This is a genomic window from Methanosarcina barkeri str. Wiesmoor (genome assembly GCF_000969985.1).
Lineage (GTDB): Archaea > Halobacteriota > Methanosarcinia > Methanosarcinales > Methanosarcinaceae > Methanosarcina > Methanosarcina barkeri_B.
In genome coordinates this window covers 2666486-2680001 of record NZ_CP009526.1, presented here as the reverse complement: position 1 = coordinate 2680001, position 13516 = coordinate 2666486, and the positions used below count along the sequence as shown (strand labels likewise).

Here is a 13516-nt window from a genome sequence, read left to right as displayed (position 1 = left end):
AAGAATAGAGTTTAAGAGAATAGAGTTTAAATGAATAGAGTTTAAGAGAATAGAGCTTAAGAGAATAGAGTTTAAGAGGATAGAGTTTAAACTAACTTTAGTCAATTATTAAGTTGACTAACTGATCTTAAATAAAGAAAAAACCACAGAAGGAAAAAGATCACGAAAAACTCTGTACTATAATCATCCTTCCTGGTACAACTCAGTATCTTCATTATAATTCCGCCTTCTTGAGAGAATGAAGTGAGCGAAAAGGGTACCGTCCTCCCGAGATGGGACTCGAGTTTTAAAAACTTTTTAAAAATGAGGTAGCGCTCTCATCCGAAAAACCTAGGAGTTCCGAATGGTATTCAAGATACTCACTTTGTTGTAGTTGGGGAAGAGGTATTGAGGTACTTGACTCATGCGTTGCGAGTTTCTCTTTCTATCCCTTTATTGTGGAGTAATGCTCTGGAGTAGGTGCTCTTTGCTAGTGGGGTGTTAAAGGGATGAGAACGCAGTTTATACTACGCAGTTATCGTATATAATATTTTTAACAGTTAATCTTATTTTATTTCTTTTTTTTTGTGTACCTTTCTAACTGTAGTTCATTAAACAAATGATTATTTCATTAAAATATAATGGTAATATAATCTCATAAATTACACTATAGAGTATATAAAAATTTTGAGTAAGATAAAAGAGAATCTCGTTTCAAAATGAAAGAGTGTTCCAGAATAAGAGAATAAAGATAAAGTAATTGCAGATGAAATTGACCTTATGTAGATGAAAATCAACCTGAATTGCAGCTTACTTCATACGGGTGTTATAGGTATGATATACCGTATATATCAGATATATGAAGAAGGCAAGCATAAGGATATATTTAGTATACATTATTTTTGTCATGGCTTTCTTTTCGGTACGGGTTATGGAATCAGTTGTTATCCGAGAATAAATATCAGCTGCTGTATAAATTTTTCCTCCATTTTCGAGCAGGGCTGTTCGAAATAATGGGTTTTCGCCAACATACATATACTCATCAGGGCAGTTTGCAGAGGCAGGTCTCCAGGAGATGTTTTCGATACCGAAGCTTTCAGGAATAAATTCCTCAGTCTGATTTACGCCAGCAGGTTTTTCGGAGATTTTATGGAGTCCAAAGGTGGTTGGGGTGACATATGACTCGTACATATTGTTTCCGATAGGTGTTATTTCCATAGGTTTTTTGTCAAAATAAAGCTCAGGAACCCCTTCTTCCCTTGTCGTAATAAGGACCCTGCCTTGCTGATTTATTTTAAGGTCAGGAATTTTTAACTGGAGGCTCTCGTACATCTCGATATCTGCAACTGCCCAGTTCAAGGTTCTTGTAATCACCAGGCTGTCGTTTCCTGAGTACAGGGAAGGAGCCCAGGGAATTCCATGACCATATCCATTGTCAGTTGTAATAGCTGCAACTCGGCCAAGGCCAAGCCTCCAGACTGTGATTACGGGTTTGCCCAGCCTGGTTGTTACGAGACGGTTTGCTTCAGGCTTGGGGCTTACTTCATTGTAGCCCAGAAGATCATGTGGTATTTCGGAGATTTCCTTTGTAATAAAATGCCTGGGGTCATAGACTATCAGTGCGCCGCTGGAATAATCGTCTTCTATCTCCTCAGACTCATCCGATCTCTCAGAAAAGCTGACATTTACCCGCTGTCCCGGTTCAATCCTGTTATAATTTTTCGGTAAACCGATTTTATTCATCAGGAGATAAGCGTAATAATTGCCATTGGGATTGACCTGACGCTCGGTGTTTGGGGAGTGGATATGAACAAAATGGATGCCTATTTCCTCTTCCAGAAGCGAATCTGCACAACTTACTGCCTGTTCAAACGTTTTATCACCCTCATATTTATTGCCTACCCCGCCATCAGAAACGATTATAATTTCAGCATCTGCACTGCTGTTCTGTCCTCTAAGCAGGCCGCGTGCAGTTAACATTCCTCGTTCAAGCGATGTCGAGTCTCCCGAGGGGGTAATTTTGCGGATCTCGCCTTCAAGCCACACTCTGTTTGATTCTTTGGACATGTCCACAAACCCGTTTGTAATATCCTGTCCTTTGCTCCCGAATGTGATAACATCCACTCTCGCATCTTTCAGGTGCTCGTTTTCAAGAAGCACAATAGCATTGGAGAGTATGTCATCTAAAACACGCCCTCCAATTTTGTTACTTTGCAGTGTGCTCGGCGAGACATCAAGCATCAGGACAATATTCCTGCCTCCTCTCCAGTTTGAAGGGCTGGATGTAACAGGCAGAAGTTCCTCGAATTGCGTATTTTGATATGTGTTTCCGGCAGGATAGTCAAAAGAAGCATCTCCTCCGACCACTACCATGCCGCCGCCATTAATAATATACTTCCTGAGGACTTTGACTTCCGAACTTGAAATCGTCGATACTGCTTGATTGTCGATTATAACTGCATCCATGCCGTTAAGGGAACCAGATGAAAGGGAACCAGATGGCCTTGCAGGATGTACTTCATAAACCTCATTAAGTATAGCTGCCAGAGGCGAATCAGGTTCATCGGTCACAAAAAGCACTTTCGGTTTTGGCGTTACGTATACGCTTTTCATGTACTGGTTATTATTCTCAAAATAATCCAGGCCTTTAACGTTTATGCTTGCGGGATGAAGGGTTGCTTTTACTGTATGCGGCCCCAGTGTATCGAATGTATGATTGAAATCAAAACTTTCTATCCTCTCGGTCTGAGTAACTTTCTTTTCCATCATCTGCTTGTGGTCAACCGTAACTCTCAGTTCATACTTCATTTCATTTTCAGTTGATTTCCGGACATGAACCTTGAAAGGAGCCTCATTTCCGATTACAAGCTCGTTTTCTCCTTCAATCTCTACGCTGAGGTCTTCTCTAACTGTATCTGGAATAATTGCAGCTACAGGAAAGCCATTTTTGTAGCAGTAGGAAAGTGCGTCTTCAATTGAAGTCCCTGAGTTGCTCTGTCCGTCCGAAACTATAAGTACATAATTTTCAGGGGATGCCTGCTGCAGAATAGCATCCCCAAGCGAAGTCTGCGAGCCTGAAATGCTTGTAACCGTAACAGGAACCTTGCCGCTAAGTTTCTTGGATATATTCTGCAGAGCCCCTTTCTGAAGCAGTTCCATACTTGCGGTTTCATCCGAAATTATGGTTATCTTGGATTGATTGGTTTTGGGAGAAGTTATCTCTGCGGAATATGGAGCTGCAAGTGCCAGAATCAGGAGGAATGCGACAAGTACATGAAAAAACAGATGTTTTTTACTGGCTTTTTTTCTCAACCCGAAAAGCAAGAAGACCGCAAGAGGCAACAGGAGAAGCAACTCGGATTTATATAGAAAACCAAAGCTCATAAAATCAAAGCTCATAAAATCAAAGCTCATAAAATCAAAGCTCATAAAATCAAAGCTCATATTATTCTCCTCCTTAACATGAGCATGTTCTCAAGAATAAGAAGGAGCAGCAGGGTATAAATCAGGTATTTTCGGAATTTGTCGGGTGATTTTGTATACAGGTCTTCTTTCTGTATATCTTTGCTCTCACCTGTTAGATTTAATCGATTCTCAGTAAAGGTATTTGACTCAGTGGAATCATAGAGATTAGCTGCAACGGTTTTCTGGTTCAGCTCATAGAGCCCGCATTTATCGTAGTAAACGAACTTACTGCTGATCGTTTCCCCAGGAGTTTTGACTCTGACATTCTGGTCAAACGCCTCGTATCTGCCTGTATTTACATTGGTTTCAGTGATGTCCCCGATTCCCCATAAGTATTTGAGAAGTTTTGCCCAGAATACCGGATACGTGGGAACCGTAGGAAAATTGTTCCACGCGTCATTTCCAGTAGTATCGCTAATCCCCACATAAGTTGCTGTCCCGTTGTTAATCTTCCAGGTACAGATTACAGGCCCTGCTCCTTTGAGTTCGGCAAGCACCAGGGCGTTTTCACGCGGAGTCGCAGACAGGTATTTTCGAGTATAAACTTCGTTGAATGAAACTTCCTCAAAAACCTGTGTCCCGCTCCCTGCGGTCTCAATCGTATGGCTGGAGTGTTCTTTAATTGAGTTGATCTCTACAGGAAGAACAGGATATAACTCATGCATTTCCGAAGAATTATACAGGCATCCGTTTCCTATAACTATCAGGTCTTTCCCTTTTTGCGCATAAGAAACGACTTTCTTTATGGTGGATGCTGGAAGGGGTTTATGCTCACAATCTATGAGAATAGTATCATATTTTTCAATAGTGTCATATTTTTCAACATCTGCCAGATGTTCGTGCGGAAGTTCGTTCTTTACATCGACCGTAAGGCCAGGCATAAGGGACAAGGCCGTAATCACAGGAGATTTACTTATTGCCGGGTCAAGGTCTTCTGTTGGGTCGAGGTTTTCTGTTGGATCGAGGTCTTCTGTTGGATCGAGGTCCTCTGTTGAGTCAAGACCTGTTGGATCAAGGTCTGTTAATATCAGCATTTGTTTCGGCTTGATTTCAGGGATAGAAATCCAGGCAATATTATCACAGGGTACTGAATCCTTATTGAGAATTTCCACGGTAGACATACCCTGAGGAATACTGGAGAATTTTATCTGCTGGGTCCCGAATTTCCCAAGCGATACAGGCTTGTTTATTTTTTGGGTGGAAATCAGGCCTGATTTGCTTTCCAGCTGCACATCGAGCTTCACACTTTCGTTATTAAAATTTTTGACAGTACAGGTGTACTCATAGGTCCCGTCATTTCGGTCTTTGAGATAGCCGTCTATAATTGCATAATTGGAAGCTGCTTTGCCGACCTGCCTGAACTCAAGTTCCATATTCTTCGCCCTGGCGATTTTGATATATGTTTCAGGGGCCTTGCCTGCCCAGTTTTCAAAGTCAGAGATGACTACAATTTTTGATTTTTGATTTCCTTTGTCGTTTACAACGGTCAGAATAGCTTCAGGAATCTCGCCAGAAGTATCCCTGGCTTCCAGATTATTGATTAGTTCTTCAGCATCGGTTGCTTCTATTGCTTTTGCAAGTACCACAGGCACGCTTTCGGCAGCGATAATCGTGTTTTCCTTGCCCAGGCTTTCTATTGCTATGGATTTTGCAGCCTCTATCCTGTCAGGTACAGCCATGCTGGCAGATGAATCTATAATAATCACAACTCTTTCCGAATCCTCCGTAAGATTCTCGAGTAGAGGCCCTGCAATGGCAAACGCCAGGAGAATCAGTGCAAGTAACTGTAAAAAGAAGAGTGGGTCTGTTATTTTTTTACTGAGCTTACGCCTGGAATCGAATGCATTCCTGCTGATTTTCCGAACAAACATCAAAGAAGGAAGAATTATCAGTTTTGGGCGGGGTTTAAGTACGTAAACAATAATCAGGGGAATTACACCTGCAAACGCAGCCAGACCCGGGGGAAATTCGTAATCCATAGGCAGAGTCACCCTTTACCTATGATCGTAAGCACGGTGTCAATAGGCCGATTATCAATACTGATTTTGAAATAGGGAATTTTAAAATCGTGTGCGATTTTATCCAGCTCAGCCATATGTTTCTCGAATTCGGCTGCATATTCCTTCCTGAATTCCTGACCCACTGAGATGCTGAACTCTTCGTTTGTCTCACCGTCAATAAATTTGACTGTTCCGTCTACGGTTTCAGGCAGATTTCTCTCGGTTTCGTCATAGATATGTATAAGCACGAGCTCATGCCTGTACAACCTGTGGACAGCATATCGGATAGAATCAGGATCATCCAGAAAATCTGAAATTACTAAGATCATTGATTTTGACTTTATTTTGGGATATATGGAATCTGCACAGTCTGAAAGCTTTGTCTTTCCATTGACTGAGATTCGGGAGAGGTTGTCAATGGTCCGAAGAAATTCTTCCCTTCCTTTGAGGGCTTTAGTATAGTCTACATTCTCTGCAAAGGTTGCAATCATATACTGGTCGTTGTATCGCATTACGATGTAAGAGATTCCTATAGCTACAGTTGATGCATATTCGAATTTGTTAGGGTTATTCTCAGGAATGAGCATGCTGGTGCTGGCATCAAGCAGTATTACCATGTTCAGGTTTTTGTCTTCTTCAAACCTGCGTATATACAGCTTTTCAGTACGGGCATAGAGGTTCCAGTCGATTTTTTTTAATGAGTCACCCGGGTTGTATTTTCTATGGTCTACAAGGTCAAGCCCGGATCCTTTCTTTGTTGAGAGATGGCTACCTGAGTGAACGGCTGTGACCCTGTTCCTGATCGGGAGGGCATACCTGTCGAGCTGGGTCAGGAATGAAGTATCTATCTTGTGTTTTGTACTGTCCATATCCTGTCTCTGCCTCCAGCCAATTTTTGTTACACCCTCAAACATACTCTATTCCTCCCTCCAACCATTTTCTATTAACCAATACCCTATTCCTCCCTTCAACCGCTTCCTATTATACTTCCAACTATACTCTATCCTCACCCTCCTGCCAGATTTATCGTCAGTTTCATCCGCGTTTAGTTTCATCCGCGTTTAGTTTCACCTGCGATTATCGTCAGTTTCACCAGCGCTCTTGTTCGTTATACAGTTGTTTTTTATCCTCGAGGATTTTTTGTATAATTTTATCGCTGGTAGTATTGTTCCGTGCAGCCTCAAATGAGAGAATAATCCTGTGACGAAGGACAGGGAGTACCATAGCGTCGATGTCTTCTTTTTCGACGTATCCCCGGTTGTCAAGAAACGCATTTGCTTTTGCACAGAGGATAAGGGCTATTGACGCACGCGGGGATGCACCGGCTTCTATCAGTTCAGGCAGATTTCGGGTCTGGTTTACGATCTCGATTGCGTACCTTTTGAGTTTGTTGGAAATTGGAATTCTCCGGGTGATCTGCTGGAGTTCAAGGAAGGTCTCTTTGTCTATGCATCGTCTGACAGTAGGCCGGAACGCTTCAGCATATCTATTTACAATTTCAAATTCCTCTTCTTTGTCCGGATATTGCAGCTGGATTTTCAGTAAAAATCTGTCAAGCTGAGCTTCGGGAAGGGCATAGGTTCCTTCCATCTCAATCGGGTTCTGGGTAGCGAGTATGAAAAAGGGTTTGTCAAGCAGATATGTCGTATTTGCCACTGTTACCTGCTTTTCCTGCATGGCCTCAAGCAGCGCAGACTGGGTTTTTGGCGAGGCGCGGTTGATCTCATCGGCAAGGACAATATTTGCAAAAACCGGGCCCTGCTTGAACTTGAAGCTTTTGGAGCCTTTCTCATTATCTTCGATTATATCAGTGCCTGTAATATCCGCAGGCATGAGGTCAGGAGTACACTGTATCCTGCTGAACTTCATGTTCATAATCTGGGAAATTGTGGATATGGTCAGGGTTTTACCCAGGCCAGGGTTGCTTTCGACCAGCACGTGCCCTTCGCACAGCATGGCTATAAGGATCTGCCTTATCATTTCCTTCTGGCCGACTATGGAATTGCCTATCTCTTTAAAAATAACCTCAAATATTTCAGAGGCTTTTTCATAAGTTGGTTTTAAATTAAGTTCCGAATCTTCAAGCTGGATTTCCTGTATTTCTCGCATTGGAACTCCTCTCGTTTCAAGATGAGAGCTTTTCAAAGTACTGCTTTATCAGCGGTTCATATTCTTCAGGCAGGTCTTCGGTATAGGACTGGCTGTACCTGAATCCTTTTTTAGAGCCGTTTGAGCTTCCATTTAACTCACTGGCTGTTTCTGAATCCACCTGGTTTGTAAATCCAAGTCCCAGGCTCGGGTTGATCTCCATTTCAATCTGTTCTCCGTTTTTTATTATGACAGCCTCTACACCATATTCGGTCTCATCAACAGTTTCATTTTCCACTTCACCTGCTGCCTTTCCGGCCGGCAAATCAGGAATTTTCTCTTTCAAATGGCTTGGAGAAATGTCAAAGCTAAAACCTTCAGCTATGCAGAAAACAATCGATCCACTAAACAGTAAAAATATCACAAACGTGCGGAGAATCTGCCTGCGTGGAGCAAGTTTTTTGATCTCAATATCGGTTAATTCTTTACAAACAATATGAAAAAGTTTATTTGTAACTATGTTAATATTTTGTTTGTTATCGCAGGCCGTACCTAGCTTTGTCCTGAGTCCTGGAAAACTCTTTTCAAGCATGCTTATAAGGTTAAATTCCTTTTTTTTCCTGAGCAATTTGTCGCAGATAACTACGAAAAAAGTGATTATAACCGCTCCTACAGCCATTAAAATAATATTGAACCTATAGGGGTCAGTGTAGTTCTGGGTTTTAGAAAATGTCTCCATTCCGGGAAGAAAATAAGCAAACTCGTAGGCATTGAATAAAATCATAAGCAGGAAAAGAAAGGTAAATCTCTCAGCTATTATTAGGAGCCGCAAAAGCCAGTAATAGCGCTTCAAATAAGTTTTATATTTTACCAGCACGGGCTCAAAAAACATGTAAATCCTTCCCATTATTGGAATTTCACGCTAAATATATTGTATATGTTACTAAAATACTTTTCCAATAATTTTTGGAGTTTAGAAAAAATGAGAAGAATCTGAAAGGTGTAAAGAAGCCGAAAAACGTGATAGTTCGCAGGAGCAGAAACCCAGATTTCCGGAATAAAAACAGTAAGCGATTCGGCACAGTTTAATCTTCTCAAATAAGATGAATGCACTTGCTTTTTTGGAATTGATAAAAGATTCGCTACTAAAATTAAGCTAGAACTCACTAAATATATATATTGTGTGTTATCTGCTCTTGTATAAGGTATTAAACTTTCATAGAGTTTTTAGTCTGCAAAATAATTTCAGGATACAATAAATCAAAAGACTGATCTATCATTTTACATTATGATAAAGTTTAAATTGTTTGGATGCAGATTTTATAAGCATTAGTACTTCACATATTATCCCTTAAATTACATTTTATCTCGGAATTAGGAAGTTCATAATGCAATCAGCCATTTTCTACATTTTCATTCTAGTTCATTCTTCAATTGCTGCTACTATGTATTATAAGCTTGAGGTAAAAAGTTCATTTGATGAATTGAATCAAATATTTGTACGTAACAAATCTAATGAATACAAAAAATTAAATTACTTGCTTCAAAACTTAAGTAAAAAAACAAATGTCGAATTTGCAATTTATAATTCAAACTTTGGAAGAAAGTTATCTTTTATTTCATTTATGTTGGCTAGTACTTTTTTATTTGCTTTAACTGAATATGGAAACATTATCCTTTTATTAATAGAATTTATTTTATTCTTACCTGAAATTTATATATATTCAAAAAAAGCTACTACTTTTTTGAAACAAAGTCCTATTCATAATTCGGTTGTTAAAAAGTGGATAAACTTAACAACTAGCTTTATGTCTGATTTTTTATTTAATCTTGCGAGTAAGTATCTCAAGTTTTTATTTTATAACTTTGTTATTCTTATTTTGATATTCCTTTTCTGGTTTTTTTTGCAGAAAATTTTTCTGTCAGAAAATGGATTAAACTTTGATAGTTTCTTGTCAGGTTCAGCTAAAAATATGATTAATACAACGATTAATACAACAGTACTTTATGATGATAAACCGTTAGATGTAATATCTGGGAATAAGTTATCGTTTTCTGGAATTTTATTTACTCTAAGTATCGGCGGGGCAATTATTTTTTCATTAGTTGATAATTATAATGAACAAAAGGAAACAATTAATAGAAACATTTTTGAAATTAAAAAATATTATCAAAAATGGTTTCAATCTAAAAAAAATAATCTTAATTTTGATCCCAGTAAATACGACGAATTTAACTCTGCTGTTAGTTATCTTCGAGATGAATTTAATACCTATGTGCAACTAAATAACAATGTTTTAATATATCGTTTAACTAAAGGCTTAATGATTATCATTTATTCAATGGGAATTTTTGTAATAATAGGGTCAGATTGGATAATTGGTCTTATTTTTAAACTATTTCCTATTGTTTCAACTATTTTTATTTTTTTGATTTTTTACCTCTTTTATTGCTTTAAAAACTCTACTTTTTACTCTATAGGAAAGACAAATATTTCTTCAGAAAGAAATCACACTATTTATGAATTTACAGATACCTCACAAGGCAATTACGGTGAAACAATAATTGATAAAAAAAATTACATGGTTGAGCCAATACATAAATAATCTTAACTCTTCGCTATTTCATGTGAGTAACTCAAATTTTAGTTTTCCTAATTTTAGATAGATAACAAGGCTCTTAGCTGTTACGTATGGGTTGAAAATAATTGCTTAGTTAGAAAGTATTCAGACCAAATAGGAAAATATCAAGTTTGAATGTGATTTTCAGCAACAACTGTTTCTATATTTAATATGCAACTTCAAAATTTAGGAACGAAATGTAAGTTACCCACTAGAAACAGCGAAGAGCCTTAAGCACTTAACTTTTGCGTTGCCTGCTCTTGTATAAGATATTAAACTTCATAGAGTTATTAATCTACGATATAATTCAAGATACAATACCGAAATCATATGTTAAAAAGTAAATTAGGAATCTTTTATCTAGATTCTTTTAGAGTATCAACTACCAGTTTAGCGTTCTTAGTATATATATGATCAGAACCTAATTTTTGTTCGAATATACGTAGAGAGTGTTCTAATAAAGGTAAAGCGTAATCACGTCTTCCAACGCATCCGTAAATAATTCCAAGATCCAATGATGTTATTGCGAAATCAACGTGATCAGTTCCTAGAGTTTTCCCCCTAATATCAAGTGCTTGTTGGCAAATTGTGTGCGCTTTATCAAATTCTTTTGTATTCATATAAAGCCTTCCGAGGTTGTTCATAATTAATGCAATTGTGGGGTGCTCTTTTCCCAGATGATTTCTAGCTATATCCAAGGCTCTTTGATAAAATTCTAGTGCTTTTTCATAATTTTCCATTTTGCGATATGTCTCTGCTATGTTATTCAATATATTCACAAGCTTTGGATTCTCCAATCCCAAACTGTGTTCAGTTATATTCAAAGCTCTTTGATAAGCTTCTAATGCATCATCGTACCTAAGCATATATTGATAAGTAGCTCCTAAGTTGGATAACGTTTCTGCAACAGATATATGATCCCCCTCAAATCTTTCTTCTGCAATTTTAACTGCTCTTTGATTGTATTTCAAACCCTCTTCAAGGTTGCCCATTATAATACACAATACTCCTAAACTAGACAGATTTGTTGCAACTAAGGGATGTTTAGAACCAAGCTTTTTTTCTCTTATATTAAGTGCTCTTTTAGCAAGGGCAAAAGCTTCTTTATAATTACCTAATTGCTGATGAATTACTGCCAGATTTTCTGCAGTTTTAGCAACTTCGAGGTCTTCTTCCCCCAAACAAGCTTCTCGAACAGTTAGAGCTTCTTGGCATAGCTCCATTGCTTTGTTATACTGACCTAAGTACTGATAAGTTAGCGCTATATTTTGTTGCAGAAGTGCAATATAAAGAGGGTCTTTGTTAACTTTATTTTGAACCGTTTTCAAAGAATTTTGTTGCAATGTAAGTGCTTTTTCATACTCACCAATACTCAGATAACAGTTTGCTAAATCGTTAGTTACCATTGCAATTGAATGGTCGTCAACTACAAGATCATTATTCTCCAAGATTTTTTTACCCATATTTTTTTCAAATATTTTTAGAACTTGTTGATAATAAAAGATTGCTTCATTATATTTGCCCCGATCTTCATTTAGAAAAGCTAATTTTCTCACGAAAATACCATAATAAATATTATCTGGCCCAAACTTTTCCTTTAATATTTCTGCAAAATCTTCAATCATCGGGTAAATCGTTTTCCAGTATCCAGCTTCGTTAAATGGCTCAGTATATTTAGCAATCCATCCACCTAAGTCCTCAAATTTCAGCACTTCTCTCGCATGATAATAAGCTTCGATTAACGATATTTCATGTTCTTGGGTGATTGATCTGACATCGACATCTTTAATTTTGTTACTATAGTATTCATGCAAAAATAGGTGAACGTCTTTTCTATATGTCGGATCTTGATATTCTTGAAGATTTTTCCTCATTAATTGGTGAAGTGAAAATTTTTCATCCGTGATTTTTTTAACAAAAGAATATTTAATTAAGTCTGAGAATTCATAAATTGAATAAGTTGGATTGAATTCATTAATCAATTTTTTGAATAGATTCCGATCCCATGAGTTCGGTGCTGAGAGGATATAAAGAGTTCTTTTTTCGTTATTATCAAGATATTTCACAAACTTTTCAAAAACCTCTATTTTCGTGTTTGGAAAGTCCTTGACTTCTGGTTTTTTGATTCTGCTGACTTGCTCATAGGTGTCAACAGATAGATTAAGGTAACATGGAACTCCTTCACTTGCTTTAACTATTACACTTCGAATGTCTTCCTCTTCTATATATTCTTTTAAAAATTGTTCACTATATTCTTCTGGTAGATCCTCTATAGGATACTCTTTCATGCACATTTCCCAGTCTTGCTCGTCTTTTATCCATAGTGATTTTATCTGTTTTCTCCCACATATTACCCATGAGACGCCTGGCATATTGGGAATTAGGCATTTTCGTATCCATTTATCTTTTTCACTGAAACTACCTATTCCTCGCCAGCCTTTCCAAATGGCTTCATAAGTATCAATAAAAATACAAGCTCTTGAATTAGTGCCTAAACTACCTGTAAAATCTGCAGCAAAAATACCAGGCAATTTCTTTTCAATCTCATGAGCTTCCATAGATTCAAGTTTATTAATATCTATAGGCAGCTCTCCAAAATGTCTTCTGACGTTTCCAGGAGCCTGGTTTATAATATCAACTATCCGTTTTACAGGTATTGATATAAAAGGTCCAAATGCGGTTTCATTAAGGGAATTTAATATTTCGTAAAAAAATCCATCTTCTTTAAGCATTGGATATGTTTCTTTATTTAACGGGATATCAGGTCGACTTTTTTTCGAGAATATAGCATGAGCCAAGTTAAATTTATAAAACCTCACATTGCATTTTTTCTGAATTTTGTTCCTGAGTGCTATTAAAAAAGTACTCACATTTCTGTGAGTATCGTTTTCCAAATCCATGGATACCCAAAGCATTTCAGGGTATTCCGTGTTCAGTATATTTTGCAACTTATGTTGCAACTTGCTTTTACCAATGCCTGCTATACCATAGTAAAATAGAGCATTATAATCTTGATTATTAGAGTTTTGAATGAAGCGTCTAAAATTATCAATGCAAGTTTCCCTATCAACAAAAATCCTTTCCTTCCTAAAATAATCAGTCGGATGAAGTGCCATTTATAAAATCTCCGCTAGTTTAATTCCAGTTTTTACTTCAAAACTTCTAATACAGTATTAGTTGGTTTATATTACATTTATCAAATCTTTGATCTATTATTATAATTATTTTGGGCTCTTCGTCATTCTCTATGGATAAGATAATTTTCAATTCGAGACTGCATTGGTTTTTAGGAGGTCATTGTAAGAATATCCACACAAAACAACGAAGAGCCTTATTGTTACGAATTGTTCAATTTTTCTTTGA

General features: G+C 37.5%; 7 protein-coding genes. 1 reads left to right on the top strand and 6 read right to left on the bottom strand.

Annotated elements, in window-relative coordinates; translation table 11 throughout:
- Positions 1-789: 789 nt before the first annotated feature.
- From MSBRW_RS11110 to MSBRW_RS11090, 5 genes are all read right to left on the bottom strand, one after another.
- Complete coding sequence (locus MSBRW_RS11110) at positions 790-3423, bottom strand: VWA domain-containing protein (protein WP_011307593.1); 2634 nt, start codon at positions 3421-3423, stop codon at positions 790-792.
- A complete protein-coding gene (locus tag MSBRW_RS11105; RefSeq protein ID WP_011307594.1) occupies positions 3420-5423 on the bottom strand; it encodes a DUF7408 domain-containing protein in 2004 nt (667 codons plus the stop codon). The genes MSBRW_RS11110 and MSBRW_RS11105 overlap by 4 nt, the downstream gene beginning before the upstream one ends.
- Positions 5424-5431: 8 nt before the next feature.
- Positions 5432-6358 (bottom strand): DUF58 domain-containing protein, encoded by a 927-nt coding sequence (locus MSBRW_RS11100; protein ID WP_011307595.1) that lies wholly within the window; start codon positions 6356-6358, stop codon positions 5432-5434.
- Positions 6359-6533: 175 nt separating this feature from the next.
- The gene (locus MSBRW_RS11095) at positions 6534-7553 is read right to left on the bottom strand and encodes an AAA family ATPase (protein ID WP_011307596.1); all 1020 of its coding nucleotides are present in this window, start codon (positions 7551-7553) and stop codon (positions 6534-6536) included.
- 16 nt (positions 7554-7569) lie between these two features.
- The gene (locus MSBRW_RS11090; RefSeq protein ID WP_011307597.1) at positions 7570-8424 is read right to left on the bottom strand and encodes a hypothetical protein; all 855 of its coding nucleotides are present in this window, start codon (positions 8422-8424) and stop codon (positions 7570-7572) included.
- 496 nt (positions 8425-8920) lie between these two features.
- On the opposite strand from MSBRW_RS11090, the gene MSBRW_RS11085 reads away from it, so the two are divergent.
- Positions 8921-10138, top strand: a complete 1218-nt coding sequence (locus tag MSBRW_RS11085) for a hypothetical protein (protein ID WP_011307598.1) — start codon at positions 8921-8923, stop codon at positions 10136-10138.
- 371 nt (positions 10139-10509) lie between these two features.
- Here MSBRW_RS11085 and MSBRW_RS11080 read toward each other — a convergent pair whose 3' ends face one another.
- Positions 10510-13269 (bottom strand): tetratricopeptide repeat protein, encoded by a 2760-nt coding sequence (locus MSBRW_RS11080; RefSeq protein WP_011307599.1) that lies wholly within the window; start codon positions 13267-13269, stop codon positions 10510-10512.
- Positions 13270-13516 lie beyond the last annotated feature (247 nt).

What these genes read in the sequence shown, in the direction of transcription:
- MSBRW_RS11080 (WP_011307599.1), bottom strand. Translation starts at nt 13,269, where the DNA reads ATGGCACTTCATCCGACTGATTATTTTAGGAAGGAAAGGATTTTTGTT.
- MSBRW_RS11100 (WP_011307595.1), bottom strand. Translation starts at nt 6,358, where the DNA reads ATGTTTGAGGGTGTAACAAAAATTGGCTGGAGGCAGAGACAGGATATG.
- MSBRW_RS11085 (WP_011307598.1), top strand. Translation starts at nt 8,921, where the DNA reads ATGCAATCAGCCATTTTCTACATTTTCATTCTAGTTCATTCTTCAATT.
- MSBRW_RS11110 (WP_011307593.1), bottom strand. Translation starts at nt 3,423, where the DNA reads ATGAGCTTTGATTTTATGAGCTTTGATTTTATGAGCTTTGATTTTATG.
- MSBRW_RS11090 (WP_011307597.1), bottom strand. Translation starts at nt 8,424, where the DNA reads ATGTTTTTTGAGCCCGTGCTGGTAAAATATAAAACTTATTTGAAGCGC.
- MSBRW_RS11095 (WP_011307596.1), bottom strand. Translation starts at nt 7,553, where the DNA reads ATGCGAGAAATACAGGAAATCCAGCTTGAAGATTCGGAACTTAATTTA.
- MSBRW_RS11105 (WP_011307594.1), bottom strand. Translation starts at nt 5,423, where the DNA reads ATGGATTACGAATTTCCCCCGGGTCTGGCTGCGTTTGCAGGTGTAATT.